Annotated in this window: 17 protein-coding genes; 6 read left to right on the top strand and 11 right to left on the bottom strand. The window is 54.2% G+C overall.

From position 1 onward, the window contains the following. Positions 1-15: 15 nt before the first annotated feature. From rseP to rpsB, 8 genes are all read right to left on the bottom strand, one after another. On the bottom strand, positions 16-1,368 hold the full coding sequence (gene rseP / locus KGP24_RS04215) for a sigma E protease regulator RseP (RefSeq protein WP_023310458.1): 1,353 nt from the start codon (positions 1,366-1,368) through the stop codon (positions 16-18). Positions 1,369-1,379: 11 nt separating this feature from the next. Continuing rightward, complete coding sequence (gene cdsA / locus KGP24_RS04210) at positions 1,380-2,237, bottom strand: phosphatidate cytidylyltransferase (RefSeq protein WP_032660590.1); 858 nt, start codon at positions 2,235-2,237, stop codon at positions 1,380-1,382. 12 nt (positions 2,238-2,249) lie between these two features. After that, on the bottom strand, positions 2,250-3,008 hold the full coding sequence (gene ispU, locus KGP24_RS04205; RefSeq protein ID WP_024907522.1) for a (2E,6E)-farnesyl-diphosphate-specific ditrans,polycis-undecaprenyl-diphosphate synthase: 759 nt from the start codon (positions 3,006-3,008) through the stop codon (positions 2,250-2,252). A 186-nt stretch (positions 3,009-3,194) separates the two neighbouring features. Continuing rightward, complete coding sequence (gene ispC, locus KGP24_RS04200; RefSeq protein ID WP_223562470.1) at positions 3,195-4,394, bottom strand: 1-deoxy-D-xylulose-5-phosphate reductoisomerase; 1,200 nt, start codon at positions 4,392-4,394, stop codon at positions 3,195-3,197. A 95-nt stretch (positions 4,395-4,489) separates the two neighbouring features. Next, a complete protein-coding gene (gene frr / locus KGP24_RS04195; protein ID WP_003856180.1) occupies positions 4,490-5,047 on the bottom strand; it encodes a ribosome recycling factor in 558 nt (185 codons plus the stop codon). A 167-nt stretch (positions 5,048-5,214) separates the two neighbouring features. After that, positions 5,215-5,940, bottom strand: coding sequence for a UMP kinase (pyrH, locus tag KGP24_RS04190; protein ID WP_008501910.1), 726 nt, complete (start codon positions 5,938-5,940; stop codon positions 5,215-5,217). Between the two features lie 150 nt (positions 5,941-6,090). Then, complete coding sequence (tsf, locus tag KGP24_RS04185) at positions 6,091-6,942, bottom strand: translation elongation factor Ts (RefSeq protein WP_014882627.1); 852 nt, start codon at positions 6,940-6,942, stop codon at positions 6,091-6,093. 117 nt (positions 6,943-7,059) lie between these two features. After that, a complete protein-coding gene (gene rpsB / locus KGP24_RS04180; RefSeq protein ID WP_003856207.1) occupies positions 7,060-7,785 on the bottom strand; it encodes a 30S ribosomal protein S2 in 726 nt (241 codons plus the stop codon). A 321-nt stretch (positions 7,786-8,106) separates the two neighbouring features. On the opposite strand from rpsB, the gene map reads away from it, so the two are divergent. The 4 genes from map to KGP24_RS04160 all read left to right on the top strand — a co-directional run bounded on the left by map (position 8,107) and on the right by KGP24_RS04160 (position 12,998). Further along, positions 8,107-8,901: a type I methionyl aminopeptidase gene (gene map, locus KGP24_RS04175; RefSeq protein WP_023310454.1), complete on the top strand. Its 795-nt coding sequence runs from the start codon at positions 8,107-8,109 to the stop codon at positions 8,899-8,901. A gap of 63 nt (positions 8,902-8,964) precedes the next feature. Beyond that, complete coding sequence (gene glnD, locus KGP24_RS04170; protein ID WP_223562469.1) at positions 8,965-11,640, top strand: bifunctional uridylyltransferase/uridylyl-removing protein GlnD; 2,676 nt, start codon at positions 8,965-8,967, stop codon at positions 11,638-11,640. 32 nt (positions 11,641-11,672) lie between these two features. Continuing rightward, positions 11,673-12,497 carry a 2,3,4,5-tetrahydropyridine-2,6-dicarboxylate N-succinyltransferase gene (gene dapD, locus KGP24_RS04165; RefSeq protein ID WP_008501915.1) on the top strand — a complete coding sequence of 275 codons (825 nt, stop codon included), beginning with the start codon at positions 11,673-11,675 and terminating at the stop codon, positions 12,495-12,497. 111 nt (positions 12,498-12,608) lie between these two features. Further along, positions 12,609-12,998, top strand: coding sequence for a DUF3461 family protein (locus KGP24_RS04160; RefSeq protein ID WP_008501916.1), 390 nt, complete (start codon positions 12,609-12,611; stop codon positions 12,996-12,998). Between the two features lie 70 nt (positions 12,999-13,068). On the opposite strand, the gene KGP24_RS04155 is transcribed toward KGP24_RS04160, so the two are convergent. From KGP24_RS04155 to dgt, 3 genes are all read right to left on the bottom strand, one after another. Beyond that, a complete protein-coding gene (locus KGP24_RS04155; RefSeq protein ID WP_223562468.1) occupies positions 13,069-14,226 on the bottom strand; it encodes a CdaR family transcriptional regulator in 1,158 nt (385 codons plus the stop codon). 146 nt (positions 14,227-14,372) lie between these two features. After that, entirely contained in the window at positions 14,373-15,809 is a 1,437-nt protein-coding gene (gene degP / locus KGP24_RS04150) for a serine endoprotease DegP (protein ID WP_024907518.1), read from the bottom strand. 131 nt (positions 15,810-15,940) lie between these two features. After that, entirely contained in the window at positions 15,941-17,455 is a 1,515-nt protein-coding gene (gene dgt / locus KGP24_RS04145) for a dGTPase (RefSeq protein WP_223562467.1), read from the bottom strand. Between the two features lie 82 nt (positions 17,456-17,537). Between dgt and mtnN the strand changes: the two genes are divergently transcribed. Beyond that, positions 17,538-18,236, top strand: a complete 699-nt coding sequence (gene mtnN / locus KGP24_RS04140; RefSeq protein ID WP_014882620.1) for a 5'-methylthioadenosine/S-adenosylhomocysteine nucleosidase — start codon at positions 17,538-17,540, stop codon at positions 18,234-18,236. After that, positions 18,229-19,029: a vitamin B12 ABC transporter substrate-binding protein BtuF gene (gene btuF, locus KGP24_RS04135; RefSeq protein ID WP_223562466.1), complete on the top strand. Its 801-nt coding sequence runs from the start codon at positions 18,229-18,231 to the stop codon at positions 19,027-19,029. The genes mtnN and btuF overlap by 8 nt, the downstream gene beginning before the upstream one ends. Positions 19,030-19,043 lie beyond the last annotated feature (14 nt).

Below are 19,043 nucleotides of genomic sequence, written 5' to 3'. Positions count from 1 at the left end.
CTTCCTAACACTCTCTTACAACCGAGAGAAATCATTGAAAAGTGCAAGCCCCATTAACAGCACCAGCAAAATCGAGCCAATGCGATAACTAAAGTCTTGAACTCGCTCGGATACCGGTCCGCCTTTTAGCTTTTCAATTGCCAAAAACAGCAGATGACCCCCGTCTAAAACGGGAAGCGGGAACAGGTTGATTATCCCAAGGTTCACGCTAATGAGCGCGAGGAACATGAGATAGTAAATCACCCCGAATTCCGCTGACATCCCAGCCCCCTGAGCAATCGAAATTGGCCCACTGAGGTTGTTCAGTTTCACATCACCGGTTATCAATTTCCCCAACATGTTGACCGTCAGCTTCATCAGTTGCCATGTTTTATCCGTGGCTTCAAGGATGGCGCTGAACGGCCCATACTGGCGTATTGTCTTGTACTCATCTGGCAGCGGGATCACTTTCGGCACAACGCCTGCGAACCCTTCTGCCTTTTTGCCGACCGACTTCGTATCCGGGATCAGCGTTAGCGAAAGCGGACTGCCCTGCCTTTCAACTTCCAGCGCGAGAGACGTTCCCGGATTATCGCGCACCAGAGTAACAAAGGTCATCCACTCTGTTAATGGTTGACCATCGACTTTAACGATCCTGTCGCCCGCTTGCAAACCCGCTTTGCTCGCCGCCGAATTTGCCTGTACTTCGGCCAATACCGGCTCGATCTGCGCGCCGCGTGGACGAATGCCCAGCGCAGCGACGGGATCTTCTTTGTCTGGCTCGAAACGCCAGTGACGTAAATCGAGTACTTTGTCCTGACGCGTATCTGAACCAAACGGCGATACGCTGATGGTGGTCTGCGGATCGCCAATTTTAGCTACCAGCTGCAGTCGCACGGCATCCCAATCAGGGGTTTCGATGCCATCAATCGCTTTAAGTTCCATCCCGGATGTAATTTGCGCACTCGCCGCGATGGAATTGGGGGCAATTTCACCCACCACCGGACGTACGCCAGGGACGCCGATGATAAACACCAGCCAGTAAGCGAAAATCGCAAAGATGAAGTTGGCTACCGGTCCGGCAGCAATGATGGCGGCGCGTTGTCCAACGGTTTTATTGTTGAATGCGCTGTGTCGCAGCTCAGGAGCGACAGGCTCGACGCGTTCGTCGAGCATTTTGACGTAGCCGCCCAGCGGGATAAGGGCGATGACAAATTCCGTGCCGTGGCGGTCGGTGCGCGTCCAGAGTGATTTCCCAAAGCCGATGGAAAACCGCTCTACGCGCACGCCACAGCGGCGAGCAACCCAGAAATGGCCAAATTCATGCACGGTAATCAGTACACCCAGTGCAACTATGAACGCCGCCAGATTCCAGAGAATGCTCAGCATAAAACCTTCCGTTAAATCGTCCCGAATACCAGTAAAAGCAAACACGCAAACACTGGAACAGCCGCTGTCAGGCTATCAATGCGATCCAGTATACCGCCATGCCCTGGAATCAGGTGTCCGCTGTCCTTAATCCCTGCTTCACGCTTAAACATACTTTCGGTTAAATCACCGAGCACGGAGGCAAGCGCAGCAAAAATCGAGCACACCAGCAGTATTGACGGTGCCACTTCAAGATTCGCCCAGACGCCGTAGCCCCAGGAGATGATCGCTGCCGTAAACAGGCCGCCGATGAATCCTTGCCAGGTTTTGCCCGGAGAAACCTTCGGTGCCAGCTTATGTTTGCCAAACAGTTTACCAAACATATAGGCCCCGGAGTCAGCCCCCCAGACCAGAATCATCACATAAAGCAGCCAGATCGCACCGCTGTAGTGGTTTTCGTCGTAGTGCCACGCTCGCAGCGCAACCATACCCCAGAAAAAAGGAATAATTGTGAGCAAGCCAAAAATCAGTCGCAGCACTTTTGAATTACGCCACAATGACGCGGAACCCGGATAAAAAAGAACCAGCAACAGCGCGGCAACCCACCAGGCCAGCGATATCCACAAGGAACCGGCAACCAGGGGCTGATGAATATCATGGTGATATTCAGGCAACGTAAACAGCATTATGGCCAGGATAAAGCCACAAAGTACCGCAAGCCATACTCGCTGAGTGCGCGAGGTAAAGCCGCTAAACTGTCCCCATTCCCACGCGGCGAGCATGCACACCACCAGCGTGACAATAGCGAATCCCACCGGGGGCAGTAAAAACAGCGCCGCTATGACAATGGGTATTAATACAAAAGCGGAAATCAGGCGATACTTCAGCAAAAGCTACCCCCATCAGGCTTTGTCGCCACCAGGCTCGGTGCCGCCGAAACGACGCTCTCGATTGGCAAAGGCATGCAGCGCACCTTCAAAGTCTTGTTCATCAAAATCGGGCCAAAGAACATCCGTAAAGTAAAGTTCGGCATAGGCAATTTGCCATATCAAAAAGTTACTTATGCGATGTTCCCCCCCTGTCCTAATTACCAAATCCACAGGTGCCTGTTCATTCATGCAGATTTGCTTGCTCAGCGCCTCTTCATCAATTTGGTCGGGTCTCAACAGCCCTTCCTGAACCTGTTCGGCCAGATGCCGAACGCCCTGGATAATATCCCAGCGTCCACCGTAATTCGCCGCAATATTCAGCGTAAGACCGGTATTATTTTCCGTCAGCGCTTCAGCTTTACGAATCCGTTCCTGCAAACGTGAGTTAAAACGACTGGTATCGCCAATGATGCGCAGGCGAACGTTGTGGCGGTGCAGGCTTTTTACTTCGCTGTCTAGCGCCCACACAAACAATTCCATCAACGCAGTCACTTCCTGCAGAGGTCGATTCCAGTTTTCACTGCTAAAAGCATAGAGCGTTAACGCATCAATGCCGTTGTTAGCGGCAAAAGAAACGGCGCGGCGAACGGATTTCGCCCCCGCTTTATGCCCAAAGGCTCGTATCTTCCCTTGTCTTTTCGCCCAGCGGCCATTGCCATCCATAATGATTGCTACATGACGGCAGCCATGAGCTGGCAAATTTTCGCTTATTGGTTGATTCGCAGACAACATAACGCGTTTTTTGTCCCTGAAAAGGATTTAACGGTACTCAGGAATACTGAAGCCTATACATAAAAAAGCCGTGTCAAACCACGGCCCACCTGACCACATTAAGTCAAATACCTGCGATCAGGTGGCGCAGACTATATCACTGAAGCCCAACGCTAACAAATAGCACGACGACTAGTGCTTGCTTTATCACCAGCTTGCGAGACGTGTCACCTGTTGACGCGCAATATTACGCGCAGCTGCATCCACCGCCAGCACCTCTTCCACGCTTTGTGGTTCGCGCAAATCCATCATCTCCAGTACCGATAAATTTAACGACGCGATATCGGTAAAACGAATTTGCTGATTCAGAAATGCCTCAACGGTAATTTCATTGGCTGCATTAAGTGCCGTCGTCGCCGCCTGCCCCTGGTCAAAGGCATTCATCGCAAGCTTCAGACAAGGATAGCGGTCGTACTCTGGTTCACTGAACGTCAGGGAACTTAGCTTGCAGAAATCAAGCGGCTTCACGCCGGATTTCACTCGATTAGGCCACGCCATTGAATGGGCAATCGGTGTACGCATGTCCGGCTCGCCCAGCTGTGCCAGCACGCTGCCATCCTGATAACGCACCATCGAGTGAATCACCGATTGCGGGTGAATCAGTACTTCCATCTGTTTCGCTGACGCATTAAACAGCCAGCGTGCTTCAATGTATTCCAGACCTTTGTTCATCATGGTGGCAGAATCAACGGAGATTTTACGCCCCATCGACCAGTTCGGATGACGGCACGCCTGATCGGGTGTCATTGCACGCAGTTCAGACAGTGGCGTTTCACGGAACGGGCCACCAGACCCGGTAAGCAGAATAGACACCACGCCATTCTGCTCCAGGTCAGCGTACCCCAGGTTCTGTTGAAAAGGTTGCGGTAAACTCTGAAAAATCGCGTTGTGTTCGCTGTCGACCGGCAAAAGACGCGCGCCGCGCTGCTTCACCGCATCCATAAACAGGCGTCCGCAGGTGACCAACGACTCTTTATTGGCCAGCAAAACATCCTTACCGGCATCAATCGCGGCAAGCGTCGGCAGCAGCCCTGCCGCGCCGACAATGGCCGCCATCACCTGATCCACCTCGTCCAGCGCCGCCATCTCGCAGGCCGCCTGCTGGCCACTCAGCACTTCGGTTCGGCAGCCCTTTTCACGCAGCTGTGCTTTCAGCAGACGTGCGCTCTCTTCGTCATCCATCACCGCATAGCGGGGCGCAAACTCCAGGCACTGTTCGACCATTCGCTGCACATTCTTACCGGCCACCAGCGCTGTCACGGTGTAAAGTTCAGGATTATGGCGAACGACGTCGAGAGTGCTGCAACCGATAGAGCCGGTTGAGCCGAGGAGTGTTAAATGCTTCATGGGATGCCCGAAAAAAGTTAGACCAGATAAAAGCAAAACGCCGCCAGCAAGACCTGAAGTCCCTCTGAACGGCGTTTATCAGTGTACGACAGAAATCAGAACTGCATCAGTTCCGCTTCTTTTTCTGCCAGCGCCGCATCAATTTTCTTGATGGCCGCGTCGGTCATTTTCTGAATGTCGTCCTGAGAACGACGATCGTCATCTTCGCTGATCTCTTTTTCTTTCAGCAGTGCTTTCACTTTATCGTTCGCGTCGCGACGTACGTTACGCACGGATACACGACCCTGCTCAGCTTCGCCACGAACGACTTTGATCAGATCTTTACGACGCTCTTCCGTCAGCGGAGGCAGTGGAACACGGATGTCTGCGCCCGCAGAGCTTGGGTTCAGTCCGAGGTCAGAGGCCATAATCGCTTTCTCAACGGCCGGGCTCATAGAGCGGTCGAAGACGTTGATTTTCAGCGTACGGGTATCTTCAACCGTCACGCTCGCAAGCTGGCGCAGAGGGGTTGGCGTACCGTAATATTCTACGATGATGCCATCCAGCAGGCTTGGGGAAGCACGGCCAGTACGGATTTTGCTGATTTGGTTTTTGAACGCTTCTACGCATTTGTCCATGCGTACTTCAGCATCTTTTCTGATGTCGTTAATCACGTTACGAATCCTTGAAAACTTGTCTCAGGCAGACTATCCGCCAGCACAGCGCTACAGGTGTGCTAAGTATAGTCGCGTTTAATTCATGACAACGCCAAAGGCGCGCCCGGGTAAGATACCACTACAAAATAAAGCGGAATCTTACCTGTATTTATCGTCAACGGAAATTATTCCGTGATCAAAGTGCCTTCTTTTTCGCCCATGACCACGCGACGCAGTGCGCCAGGCTTATTCATGTTGAAGACACGGATCGGCAGTTTGTGGTCGCGAGCCAGCGTGAAGGCGGCAAGATCCATCACTTTCAGCTCTTTATCCAGCACTTCGCTGTAGCTCAGCTGATCGTACATGGTGGCAGAAGGATCTTTTGCCGGGTCGGCAGTAAACACGCCGTCTACTTTGGTCGCTTTCAGTACCACATCGGCTTCGATCTCGATACCGCGCAGGCAGGCGGCGGAATCGGTTGTAAAGAACGGGTTACCCGTACCGGCGGAGAGGATCACCACGCGGTTGTTGCGCAGCAGGCTGATGGCTTCTGCCCAGCTGTAATTATCGCATACGCCATTCAGAGGAATAGCGGACATCAGGCGGGCGTTCACATAGGCGCGATGCAGTGCATCACGCATCGCCAGGCCATTCATGACGGTTGCCAGCATACCCATGTGGTCGCCCACAACGCGGTTCATCCCCGCTTTCGCCAGACCAGCACCACGGAAAAGGTTGCCACCGCCAATGACCACGCCAACCTGGATACCCAGTTCGACCAGTTCTTTGATTTCCTGTGCCATGCGATCAAGGATGCTTGCGTCAATACCGAAGCCTTCCGATCCCTGCAGCGCTTCGCCACTCAGCTTAAGCAGAATGCGTTTGTACACGGGTTTTGCATTGGTAGCCATGTTTCTTTCCTGAGACTGTCAACGATTAAGATGGGGGTTAATTCTGGCGACATGATATGCCGCAAATCAGCACAGCGATACTGGAGCCTGTCTGATTTCCTGTGACGGGTGACAAAAAGAAGCCGCCCTCAGGCGGCTCCTTTTCAAACATTAAGACTGCTTGGACATTGCAGCAACTTCTGCTGCGAAGTCAGTCTCAACTTTCTCGATGCCTTCGCCCACTTCGAAGCGGATGAAGCCAGTTACGTCAGCGTTGTGCTCTTTCAGCAGCTGAGCAACAGACTTGCTTGGGTCCATTACGAATGGCTGGCCAGTCAGAGAAACTTCGCCGGTGAATTTCTTCATGCGGCCTTCAACCATTTTCTCTGCGATTTCTTTTGGCTTACCAGACTGCATCGCGATGTCCAGCTGAACCTGGTACTCTTTCTCTACCACTTCAGCAGACACGTCTTCTGGCTTAACGAATTCTGGTTTGCTTGCAGCGATGTGCATTGCCAGCTGTTTAACCAGTTCTTCGTCAGCGCCTTTAGCCGCAACCAGAACACCGATACGTGCACCGTGCTGGTAAGAGCCCAGAACGTCGCCTTCCAGAGAAGATACGCGACGGATGTTGATGTTCTCACCGATTTTAGCAACCAGCGCAACACGTTCTTCTTCGAACTGTGCTTTCAGAACTTCCACGTCAGTGATTTTACCAGCAACAGCTGCGTCCAGTACTTTGTTAGCAAATGCCTGGAAACCACCGTCTTTAGCAACGAAGTCAGTCTGGCAGTTAACTTCCAGAATGATGCCGTAGTTGCCGTCGATCTTAGTGATGATCACGCCGTCAGCAGCAACGTTGCCTGCTTTTTTAGCTGCTTTGATCGCACCGGATTTACGCATGTTTTCGATTGCCAGCTCGATGTCGCCGTTCGCTTCAGTCAGCGCTTTTTTGCAATCCATCATGCCTGCGCCAGTACGCTCGCGCAGCTCTTTTACCAGGGATGCGGTAATTTCAGCCATTCTTAAATCCTCGGGAGATGTGAACTGCCCGGCCGGGGGCCAAACAGTGTAAATTGAAAAAAGGGGCCGGTAATGGGCCCCTATTCATACACGGTACTAATAAGGGGTAAAACCTTATTATTCAGCTTCTACGAAGCTTTCTTCCGCCTGAGAAGCCAGATCCTGGGAACGGCCTTCACGAACGGTAGCAGCTACAGCGCTCAGGTACAGGCTAACAGCACGGATTGCGTCGTCGTTACCCGGGATAACGAAGTCAACACCGTCCGGATCGGAGTTGGTATCAACGATAGCGAATACCGGGATACCCAGGTTGTTAGCTTCTTTGATTGCGATGTGCTCGTGGTCTGCATCGATTACGAACAGCGCGTCTGGCAGGCCGCCCATATCTTTGATACCGCCCAGGCTGTTTTCCAGCTTGTCCAGTTCACGAGTGCGCATCAGCGCTTCTTTCTTAGTCAGCTTGTCGAAAGTACCGTCCTGAGACTGGGTTTCCAGATCTTTCAGGCGTTTGATGGACTGACGAACAGTTTTCCAGTTGGTCAGCATGCCGCCCAACCAGCGATGGTTCACGAAGAACTGGTCGCAGCTGTTAGCAGCATCTTTCACAGCTTCGCTTGCAGCGCGCTTAGTACCAACGAACAGAATCTTACCTTTACGGGAAGAGATCTTGTTCAGCTCAGCCAGGGCTTCGTTGAACATTGGTACAGTTTTCTCAAGGTTGATGATGTGAACTTTGTTACGTGCGCCGAAGATGAAAGGCTTCATTTTCGGGTTCCAGTAACGGGTCTGGTGACCAAAGTGAACACCAGCCTTGAGCATGTCGCGCATGGAAACAGTTGCCATGTTTAAAACCTCTATATTGAAAGTTGGGGTTATGCCTCCACGTATCCCATATTACCGACCCCGAAGGGCACCCCGGAATATGTGCCGATACGTGTGTGTTGTTACACAAAGTGAGATTTGTCGCTTCCGTCCAGCCTGTGTATCTGAGATGGATCGGAAGTCCGGCGCGCTTTATACCACAAAACACGACCAGAAACCAACAGTTGTTGGCGGAGTGTGCTGTTAATGATTCTCAATTTGGCACGGAGCGTGCCTGACTGATACCATTGACGACACTTAGACTAGTATTGTCGAAAAAATCGACACCGATGGACAGATTACATGGCTATCTCTATTAAGACACCTGAAGAAATTGAAAAGATGCGCGTCGCCGGTCGTCTGGCCGCGGAAGTGCTGGAAATGATCGAGCCGTTCGTGAAGCCGGGCGTTAGCACCGGCGAACTGGACCGTATCTGTAACGACTATATCGTGAATGAGCAGCACGCGGTTTCCGCCTGCCTCGGCTACCACGGCTTCCCGAAATCCGTCTGCATCTCTATTAATGAAGTGGTTTGCCACGGCATCCCGGACGATGAAAAACTGCTGAAAGATGGCGACATCGTCAACATCGACGTAACCGTCATTAAAGACGAGTACCACGGTGACACCTCAAAAATGTTCATCGTTGGCAAGCCGACTATTCTTGGCGAGCGTCTGTGCAAAGTGACGCAAGAGAGCCTCTACCTGGCGCTGAAAATGGTTAAGCCGGGTATTCGCCTGCGCACCATCGGTGCGGCAATCCAGAAGTTTGTGGAAGCAGAAGGTTTCTCCGTGGTGCGCGAGTACTGCGGTCACGGCATTGGTCGGGTGTTCCATGAAGAACCGCAGGTCCTGCACTATGATGCAGATGACGGCGGCGTGGTGCTGCAAAAAGGCATGACCTTTACCATTGAGCCGATGGTCAACGCGGGTGACTATCGCATCCGTACCATGAAAGACGGCTGGACGGTGAAAACCAAAGACAGAAGCTTGTCTGCGCAGTATGAGCATACTATTGTGGTAACTGACAACGGCTGCGAAATTATGACGTTGCGCAAGGATGACACCATCCCGGCGATACTGACGCACGATGAATGATAAAAAAGCCGGCAAATGCCGGCTTTTTTAATGGCTATAGTTTTTTCTTATGGGTGGCGCACGATGAGTAATCTTTTACCCGAACAGTATGCTAACACAGCACTTCCCACCCTTCCCGACCAGCCCGATAACCCGGGCGTCTGGCCGTCGCACGAGCTGACCTGCGCGCATATTAAAGCCCATATGGATGTTTTCCATCGCTGGCTGGGCAGCGCGTTCGACGCGGGCGTGTCGGCCGAGCAGCTCATTGAAGCGCGCACCGAATTTATCGACCAGCTGCTGCAGCGCCTGTGGATCGATTACGGATTTGGGCAAATCAGTGATGTTGCACTGGTTGCCGTCGGGGGCTATGGCCGCGGCGAGCTGCATCCGCTTTCCGATATCGATCTTCTGATCTTAAGCCGTAAAAAGCTGCCGGATGAACAGGCGCAAAAAATTGGCGAACTGCTGACGCTGCTCTGGGACGTGAAGCTGGAAGTCGGGCACAGCGTGCGCACCCTTGAAGAGTGTCTGCTGGAAGGGTTATCGGACCTGACCGTCGCCACCAACCTGATTGAAACCCGCCTGCTGATTGGTGACGTCGCGCTGTTCCTGGAGCTGCAAAAACACATCTTCAGCGACGGCTTCTGGCCGTCAGAAAAGTTTTTCGCCGCGAAGGTCGAGGAGCAAAATCAGCGCCACCAGCGCTACCACGGCACCAGCTATAATCTTGAACCAGATATTAAAAGCAGCCCCGGCGGCCTGCGCGACATCCACACCCTGCAGTGGGTCGCCCGACGCCATTTTGGCGCCACCTCAATGGACGAGATGGTCGGCTTCGGCTTCTTAACCGAAGCCGAGCGTAACGAGCTGAACGAGTGCCTGCACCTGCTCTGGCGCATCCGGTTTGCCCTGCATCTGGAAGTCACCCGCTACGATAACCGCCTGCTGTTTGACCGTCAGCTCAGCGTGGCGCAGCGCCTGAATTATCAGGGCGAAGGCAACGAGCCGGTTGAGCACATGATGAAGGATTTCTTCCGCGTCACCCGCCGGGTGACCGAGCTGAACCAGATGCTGTTGCAGCTGTTCGACGAGGCCATTCTGGCCCTGACGGCGGACGAAAAGCCGCGCCCAATTGATGACGAATTCCAGCTGCGCGGCACGCTTATCGATCTGCGGGACGAAACGCTGTTTATCCGCGAGCCGGAAGCGATCCTGAGAATGTTCTACACCATGGTGCGCAACAGCACGATTACCGGGATCTATTCCACCACCCTGCGCCATCTGCGCCATGCGCGCCGTCATCTGACGCAGCCGCTGTGCTATATCCCGGAAGCGCGATCGCTGTTTCTGAGCATGCTACGCCACCCGGGCGCCGTCAGCCGCGGTCTGCTGCCAATGCACCGTCACAGCGTGCTATGGGCCTATATGCCGCAGTGGTCGCACATCGTCGGACAGATGCAGTTCGATCTGTTCCACGCCTACACGGTGGATGAGCACACGATCCGCGTCATGCTCAAGCTGGAAAGCTTTGCGAAAGAAGAGACGCGCTCCCGCCACCCGCTCTGCGTGGAACTGTGGCCGCGCCTGACCCATCCGGAACTGATCCTGATTGCCGCCCTGTTCCACGATATTGCCAAAGGTCGCGGCGGTGACCATTCGGTGCTGGGCGCACAGGACGTGCTGAAATTTGCCGAACTGCACGGCCTGAACTCACGTGAAACACAGCTGGTGGCCTGGCTGGTACGCCATCACCTGCTGATGTCGGTCACCGCGCAGCGTCGTGACATTCAGGATCCTGAAGTGATCAAGCAGTTCGCGGAAGAGGTTCAGACGGAAAACCGTCTGCGCTATCTGGTCTGCCTGACCGTGGCCGATATCTGCGCCACCAACGAGACCCTGTGGAACAGCTGGAAGCAGAGCCTGCTGCGCGAGCTGTACTTCGCCACCGAAAAACAGCTGCGTCGCGGGATGCAAAATACCCCGGATATGCGCGAGCGCGTGCGTCATCACCAGCTCCAGGCGCTTGCGCTGCTGCGGATGGATAACATTGATGAAGAGGCACTGCATCAGATTTGGGCCCGCTGCCGTGCCAACTATTTTGTCCGCCATAGCCCAAACCAGCTTGCGTGGCACGCGCGGCACCTGCTGAAACACGATCTGTCCCAACCGATGATCCTGCTGAGCCCGCAGGCCACCCGCGGCGGGACGGAGATTTTCATCTGGAGCCCGGACCGACCTTATTTGTTTGCTGCGGTCTGCGCCGAGCTGGACAGGAGGAACCTGAGCGTTCACGACGCGCAGATTTTCACCACCCGTGACGGCATGGCGATGGACACCTTTATCGTGCTTGAGCCAGACGGCAGCCCGCTCTCGTCGGACAGGCATGAAGGGATACGCTTTGGTCTGGAACAGGCTATTACCCAGCACAGCTGGCAACCCCCGCTGCCGCGTCGCCAGCCGGCAAAATTGCGCCACTTTACCGTCGATACTGAGGTCAATTTCCTGCCGACCCACACCGACCGTAAATCGTTCCTGGAGCTTATTGCGCTCGACCAGCCCGGGCTGCTCGCCCGCGTCGGTCAGGTTTTTGCCGATCTGGGAATTTCGCTTCATGGGGCCCGAATTACAACCATTGGCGAGCGAGTAGAAGATTTATTTATAATCGCCACCGCCGACCGGCGTGCCCTTAATAATGACCTGCAGCTTGAAGTGCAACAACGGTTGACAGCGGCCCTCAATCCAAACGATAAAGGGTGATATGTTTTTTAGTGAAATGGAAAGAGTAAACAATGCAGCAGTTACAGAACGTTATTGAGTCCGCTTTTGAGCGTCGCGCCGAGATTACCCCGGCAAATGTGGATACCGTCACCCGTGAAGCGGTAAACCAGGTGATTTCCCTTCTGGATTCCGGCGCGCTGCGCGTGGCAGAAAAAATCGACGGTCAGTGGGTCACTCATCAATGGCTGAAGAAAGCCGTGCTGCTCTCTTTCCGCATCAACGATAACCAGGTTATCGACGGAGCAGAAAGCCGCTACTTCGATAAAGTGCCAATGAAATTCGCTGACTACGACGAAGCGCGTTTCCAGAAAGAAGGTTTCCGCGTGGTACCGCCTGCGGCAGTGCGTCAGGGCGCCTTCATCGCACGCAATACCGTGCTGATGCCATCCTACGTGAATATTGGTGCCTACGTTGACGAAGGTACCATGGTGGACACCTGGGCAACTGTTGGTTCCTGCGCGCAGATCGGTAAAAACGTTCACCTGTCCGGCGGTGTTGGCATCGGTGGTGTTCTTGAGCCACTGCAGGCTAACCCGACCATCATCGAAGACAACTGCTTCATCGGCGCACGCTCTGAAGTGGTTGAAGGCGTAATCGTCGAAGAAGGCTCGGTGATCTCCATGGGCGTTTACATCGGTCAGAGCACCCGTATTTACGACCGTGAAACCGGCGAAGTTCATTACGGTCGTGTTCCGGCGGGCTCCGTGGTGGTTTCCGGCAACCTGCCGTCAAAAGATGGCAAATACAGCCTGTACTGTGCGGTTATCGTGAAGAAAGTGGATGCGAAAACGCGCGGTAAAGTGGGCATCAACGAATTGCTGCGCACCATCGATTAATCGGGTATAACAAAAAGCGGGGGCAACCCCGCTTTTTTTATATCTGAGGGTGGCGAAAATAGATTTTTTCGTTAATTATTCAAAGGTTATGTTGAGATCAAGGGTACCGCTATGTACGATAATCTGAAAAGTCTGGGCATTACCAATCCTGATGAAATTGATCGTTACAGCCTCCGTCAGGAAGCCAATAACGATATTCTGAAAATCTATTTTCACAAGGACAAAGGAGAGTTTTTCGCCAAAAGCGTGAAGTTTAAATATCCACGCCAGCGTAAGACCGTTGTTGCTGACGGTGTAGGACAGGGCTACAAAGAAGTACAGGAAATCAGCCCTAACCTGCGCTATGTGATCGATGAACTCGATCAGATCTGCCAGCGCGACCGCACCGAAGTCGATCTCAAGCGTAAGATCCTTGACGATCTGCGTCACCTCGAAAGCGTTGTGACTAATAAGATCAGCGAAATTGAAGCGGATCTTGAGAAGCTTACCCGCAATAAGTAATTACCGGTGCGGTCTGATGCCCTCACCCTGGCCCTCTCCCACCGGGAGAGGGTGAAAACCGCATACAACATCATCTCTGTTCGTCCAGCTGCAACGCCACATACAGCAGCAGCCTGTCGTCAAAATTCCCCAGGTCCAGCCCCGTCAGCTCCGAAATGCGGTTTAAACGATACTCAAGGGTATTACGGTGAATAAACAGCGCCTTCGAGGTCGCCAGCGGCTGCACGTTATGGCGGAACCACGCCTGCAGCGTCCGGCGCAGCAGGCCGTTATTGTCCATGGCTTTCAGACGCGCTAATGGCCGAGCCAGCTCATTGGCCTGCCATCCCCCGCGCAGACTGTCGAGCAGCACCGGCAGCATCAGATCCTGATAGAAATAACTGCGGCTCTCCGGCATCCGCTGCTTGCCCACCATCATGGTGGTGCGAGCGGTACGCCAGGAGCGTGCGACGCTGCCGGGACCGGTAAAATAGTTGCCCAGCGCAACGCGAAAACGCAGCTGACCATTCTCTTCCATCCGGGAGATCAGCAGCTCCACGCGACGACGATGATCGTCTGCATCCCAGCGGCCGAACGCATTGAGCGCCGGTTTGAGCACCACCATTTCCGTCAGAGAAACGATCGCCACCAGGTTATCGCGCTCCGGCGTCGCCAGCGCATTTTGCAGCTGCTGCAGCTCGACCATCGCGCTGTCCACGCCAAGCTGTCCGCTATCGACCTCAATGACCGCCACCACGCGCGGCTGGTTGAGATCGATCCCAAGACGCTGCGCCCATTCGCTGAGCGCAGGCGTATGCTCTTCCGCCTGGATAAGGTTCATCACCAGCTCTTCACGCAGGCGGCTGTCCTGGGCAAGCAGGTGCATCAGGCGCGACTGCTCCAGCATCATCTCTGCCGTCATACAGACCAGCTCACCGTATTTTCGCAGTGATTCGGGCTCGCCGGTGAGGCCGATTACCCCCACAATTTCGCCTTCAAGACGCAGCGGTAAATTGATGCCCTGACGTACGCCGTGCAGGTGTTTCGCTACCGCATCGTCGATATCCACTACCCGCCCCTGAGAAAGCACCAGCAGCGCACCTTCGTGCAATTCTCCAATACGCTCGCGATCGCCGCTGCCAATAATACGCCCGCGGGCATCCATCACGTTGATATTGGTATCAATGATGCGCATGGTGCGCGCTACTATATCCTGCGCCATTTTGGTATCAAGATGCCAGCCAGCCATGTAACCCTCCCGTGAGCAGAGCTCAAGCATAGGGAAGTTCAGGGACGGCTGCATTGTGCGAATGCACAAAGAGAGAGGGAGAAGTATGGAGTTGTGGCAAGAATCACAGAAAAGAGAAAGCCCCTGCGAACAGGGGCTTTAGAGGATTACTGCATCAGCAGATAAAGCGAGGTATCACCACGCTGGATATTCAGCGCCAGCACGGAAGGCTTGCTGTCGAGGATCTTGCGCAGTTCAGCGATGTTTTTCACCGGCTGCTGGTTAGCGCCCATAATCACATCGCCTTTTTTCAGGCCTATACGGGCTGCCGGTGAATTCGCTTTCACGTTGTTCACTACCACGCCTTTGTCTGCGCCTTTATTGCTCATCTCGGCACCTTCAATACCGCTGAAGATGGTGCTGGAATCCACCTGGTTCTGGCTGCTCTGCTGCAGCTCCAGGCTCACGTTAACCGGCTTACCGTCGCGCAGCAGGCCGAGGGTCACTTTGCTGCCAATCGGCATAGAGCCCACTTCGGCACGCAGGGCGGCAAAGCTGCTGATCGGCTTACCGTTCAGGGAGGTGATCACATCACCCGCTTTAATACCCGCTTTCGCCGCGGAGGAATTCGGCATCACCTGGCTGACGAATGCCCCGCGCTGGGCGTCAACTTTCATCGCCTTAGCGAGTTCGGAGTTCAGCTCCGTACCGAGGATACCCAGCTCGCCGCGTTTCACCTGGCCATACTGCACCATCTGCGCGGTCAGGTTTTTCACCATATTACTTGGGATAGCAAAGCCGATCCCGATGTTGCCGCCGTCCGGTGCCAGGATAGCGGTGTTGATACCGATCAGCTCACCGTTGAGGTTAACCAGCGCACCGCCGGAGTTACCGCGGTTGATCGCCGCATCCGTCTGGATGAAGTTTTCATAGTTCTCGGCATTGAGGCCGCTACGGCCCAGCGCAGAGACGATACCCGAGGTCACGGTTTCACCCAGACCGAACGGGTTACCGATCGCCACGGTGTAGTCGCCAACGCGCAGCGCATCGGAGTCGGCAATTTTAATCGCCGTCAGGTTTTTCGGATCCTGGATCTGGATCAGCGCGATGTCGGAGCGCGGGTCTTTACCCACCACTTTGGCGTCGAACTTACGGCCATCGCTCAGCTGAACCTTAATGCTGTTAGCGTTATCGACAACGTGGTTGTTGGTGACGACATAGCCTTTTGCCGCATCAATAATTACACCCGAGCCGAGCGCCATGAATTTCTGCTGCTGGCCGCCGCCCTGGCTGTCATCCCCAGCACCGCCGCCCTGACAGAACGGAGAACTCTGGAATGGCGAACCGTCCTGGCAGAATGGCGAGTTGTCGCCGAAGAACTGCTGGAAGTTACGCGGCATACGCGGCGTATTGACGGTCGTACTGCCCTCAACGTTAATACTCACCACCGATGGCATCACTTTTTCGAGCATCGGTGCCAGGCTTGGCATCTGCTGCGCGGTTGCTGCCGACGACGCGGTCTCGGCTGCGGTAGCAGTCAGAGGAGACAGCGCTAAACCTAAACTCAGAGCCAGTGCACTCATTGCTAATGTGGTTTTTTTCATGTTTCTTAATCTCGATTTACAGGTAACGCAAAATTGCTGTGTAACTCAGATTCGTTTTATACCGCTTAGTTCCGGCGATAAGTTTATGGAAAAGGTAAAAATTTATTGGCCGTCTTTACAAAACTCCCGGATTATTCCACGGCCATTAGCTTGCGGTATTCATCCCAGGCATACAAATCCGTCATGCCGCTAATATAGTCCTGGATAAGACGGCAGCGATAATAATATTCCATCACCGGCCATTGGGAAGAGTGGCGATCCAGCTTGCCAATCGCTTCGACGTACGCCAGACGATGCCGGGTAGAGAGTTTCTGATAAAGCCGCGATTCGATAGGTATTCTGCGCACACGCTCGTGTTCCACCAGCTCGCTGAATTCATCGACCGACAGCTGGAGCAACGGGGAATAAATTTCCAGTAACCCGCTGATTACCCGATAGCCCTGCAGTTCCAGCTGCTCGACATCCGGATGGCTAAATACATGCCGCATCGCCACCTGTTTATAAAGCTCAAGGAGTTGACTGAAACTGCTGTCATCTTCCAGCAGCGCGTGGTTGAATTCCCCGCTAAAAATTTGCGGCAAATTATCAATAAAGCGCGACGCCGCATACGGCACCAGTTTATTTAATGTGTTGACCCGCAAATACATAAAGAACTGGTCTTCCGTACTGCGGCTTAATGTATTTGAGCGCGATTTTTCCCAGGCATTTTCGACAACCTGCGCAAACAGCGAGCCTTTTTCATGAGTCCCCCAGGCCGCATAAAGATGCTGATAAAGCTCCTCGACGCTGAAGATTCTTTTCTCCACGGCATCTTCCAGATCGGCTACACAATAGGAAATATCATCGGCGGCTTCCATAATCCAGGTCAATGGGAAGCGGCCGTTTGGCGTCAATGAAAGTTCTTTACGTAACCGTTCAATATAGGCTTCTTCGGAAAGGTAATAGCCCGGTTTTTTCATTAAATAGCTGTGGGACGCGGGCGTATCCCCCATCCACCACGCCGGGCGGGTATATTTCAGAATGCAGCCGACCTGTGCCCAGGTGAGGTTCATGCGCATCAGGGAATGGACCAGCCGGATACCCTGCGCGTTGCCCTCGAAATGACACAAATCCTGGCGCACCTTGCGGCGCAAATCGTTCAGCCCCTCTTCGCCTTCACGCAGGCGTAAATCGCGTACGATGCAGCGGTCGTCGCTCAGCGGCTGGCTTACCGCATCCGAAGGGTAAAGCCGTTGTTTAAACCAGTCATTGATTGCTGCCTCACCAAAATGACCGAAAGGCGGGTTGCCGATGTCATGCATCAGGCAGGCCATCTCAACGATGCTCTCAAAGGGGCCCGTCAGCTCGTCCAGACCATAGGTTTCCAGTAAGCTCTGCTCTTTGAGACGGGTTAAAATCTCTTTGGCGATGTAGCGCCCGACCTGCTGCACCTCCATGGAGTGGGTTAAACGGGTGCGCACTGCGGCGTTACGCTCCAGCGGGAATACCTGGGTCTTTTGCTGCAGACGCCGGATAGCGGGCGAGTTAATGATCCTCCCGCGATCGCTCTCGAAGATACGCAGGATCTCATGTTCGCTCTTGTCGCCCTGTGGCGAACGGAAACGTCGGTGCCAGTTAATTTTGGTGCGAAAATCGATTGGTGCCATGTGCTCCCCCGCGTGAGAATGCGTTTCCCCTTAACCGCATGATAGACTATGCATCTTAACAAGGCACATCGCGAGTAAATCTATGAAAATCGGCATTATTGGTGCAATGGAAGAAGAAGTTACGCTGCTGCGTGACAAAATTGAGAACCGTCAGACACTCTCTCTTGGTGGTTGTGAGATCTACACCGGCCAGCTGAACGGTGTTGACGTGGCTCTGCTGAAATCAGGCATCGGTAAAGTGGCTGCTGCGCTGGGTGCGACCCTGCTGCTGGAGCGCTGCAAGCCGGACGTGATCGTGAATACCGGCTCTGCGGGCGGCCTGGCGCCGACGCTGAAAGTGGGCGATATCGTTGTCTCCGACGAAGCGCGTTACCACGATGCCGACGTCACCGCGTTCGGTTACGAATACGGTCAGCTCCCGGGCTGCCCTGCTGGTTTTAAAGCTGACGACAAACTGATCGCGGCGGCAGAGACCTGCATCGCAGAACTCAACCTCAACGCGGTACGCGGTCTGATTGTCAGCGGTGATGCATTCATCAACGGCTCCGTTGGGCTGGCGAAAATCCGTCATAACTTCCCACAGGCGGTTGCCGTTGAGATGGAAGCGACCGCGATCGCTCATGTTTGCCATAATTTCAGCGTACCGTTCGTGGTGGTTCGCGCCATCTCGGACGTGGCAGACCAGCAGTCCCACATCAGCTTTGACGAGTTCCTGACCGTTGCGGCAAAACAGTCCACCGTGATGGTGGAACGCCTGGTGCAGAATCTGGCTCGTGGCTAAACATACCGTCAGGGCGCTAGCCGCCCTGCTTCTTCTCGCACCGCTGTGGCTCTATGCGTTACCGCGCGTGATTACTCTCTCTCCCGCAAATACGGAACTGGCGTTTGCCGCCGGGATCACGCCCGTTGGCGTGAGTAGCTTTTCGGATTATCCACCGCAAGCCGCGGGTATTGAACAGGTGGCAACCTGGCAGGGGATGAACCTTGAGCGCATCGTGGCGCTTAAACCGGATCTCGTGCTGGCCTGGCGTGGCGGCAATGCCGAGCGGCAGGTCAACCAGCTCACCTCGCTTGGCATAAAGGTCATGTGGATTGATGCCGTCAGCATTGAGCAAGTCGCTCAGGCGCTAGGCGCCCTGGCACCCTATAGCCCTACGCCCAAAAAAGCCGAGGCTGCGGCGAAACAGATGCTGAGCGACTATGCCGCGCTGAAATCCCGATACGATACCCCTGTTAAAAAGCGCATCTTCCTGCAGTTTGGCAGCCAGCCGCTGTTCACCACCGGAAAAGGGTCGATTCAGAACCAGGTGCTGGAAGTCTGTGGCGGTGAAAATATCTTTGCCGCCAGCCGGGTGCCGTGGCCTCAGGTCAGCCGCGAGCAGGTGCTGGCGCGTCAGCCGCAGGCCATCGTCGTGGTCGGAAATGCGAGCGAAATTCCTAAAATCGAACAATTCTGGCAAAGGCAGCTAAAAATTCCAGTGATCCCCCTCAACAGCGACTGGTTTGAACGCGCCAGCCCGCGTATTATCCTCGCCGCAAAACAGCTCTGTGCCGCACTGGCAGAGAGTCACTAACCTAAGACCCTTTT

Source organism: Enterobacter sp. JBIWA008 (assembly GCF_019968765.1).
GTDB lineage: Bacteria > Pseudomonadota > Gammaproteobacteria > Enterobacterales > Enterobacteriaceae > Enterobacter.
Note: the sequence above shows the minus strand (reverse complement) of the source record. Positions and strands in the feature narration are given on the sequence as shown.

Bases quoted from the DNA above. Each gene is read 5' to 3' on its own strand.
- rseP (WP_023310458.1), bottom strand. From the start codon at position 1,368: ATGCTGAGCATTCTCTGGAATCTGGCGGCGTTCATAGTTGCACTGGGT.
- ispU (WP_024907522.1), bottom strand. From the start codon at position 3,008: ATGTTGTCTGCGAATCAACCAATAAGCGAAAATTTGCCAGCTCATGGC.
- ispC (WP_223562470.1), bottom strand. From the start codon at position 4,394: ATGAAGCATTTAACACTCCTCGGCTCAACCGGCTCTATCGGTTGCAGC.
- pyrH (WP_008501910.1), bottom strand. From the start codon at position 5,940: ATGGCTACCAATGCAAAACCCGTGTACAAACGCATTCTGCTTAAGCTG.
- tsf (WP_014882627.1), bottom strand. From the start codon at position 6,942: ATGGCTGAAATTACCGCATCCCTGGTAAAAGAGCTGCGCGAGCGTACT.
- rpsB (WP_003856207.1), bottom strand. From the start codon at position 7,785: ATGGCAACTGTTTCCATGCGCGACATGCTCAAGGCTGGTGTTCACTTT.
- map (WP_023310454.1), top strand. From the start codon at position 8,107: ATGGCTATCTCTATTAAGACACCTGAAGAAATTGAAAAGATGCGCGTC.
- glnD (WP_223562469.1), top strand. From the start codon at position 8,965: ATGAGTAATCTTTTACCCGAACAGTATGCTAACACAGCACTTCCCACC.
- dapD (WP_008501915.1), top strand. From the start codon at position 11,673: ATGCAGCAGTTACAGAACGTTATTGAGTCCGCTTTTGAGCGTCGCGCC.
- KGP24_RS04160 (WP_008501916.1), top strand. From the start codon at position 12,609: ATGTACGATAATCTGAAAAGTCTGGGCATTACCAATCCTGATGAAATT.
- KGP24_RS04155 (WP_223562468.1), bottom strand. From the start codon at position 14,226: ATGGCTGGCTGGCATCTTGATACCAAAATGGCGCAGGATATAGTAGCG.
- degP (WP_024907518.1), bottom strand. From the start codon at position 15,809: ATGAAAAAAACCACATTAGCAATGAGTGCACTGGCTCTGAGTTTAGGT.
- dgt (WP_223562467.1), bottom strand. From the start codon at position 17,455: ATGGCACCAATCGATTTTCGCACCAAAATTAACTGGCACCGACGTTTC.
- mtnN (WP_014882620.1), top strand. From the start codon at position 17,538: ATGAAAATCGGCATTATTGGTGCAATGGAAGAAGAAGTTACGCTGCTG.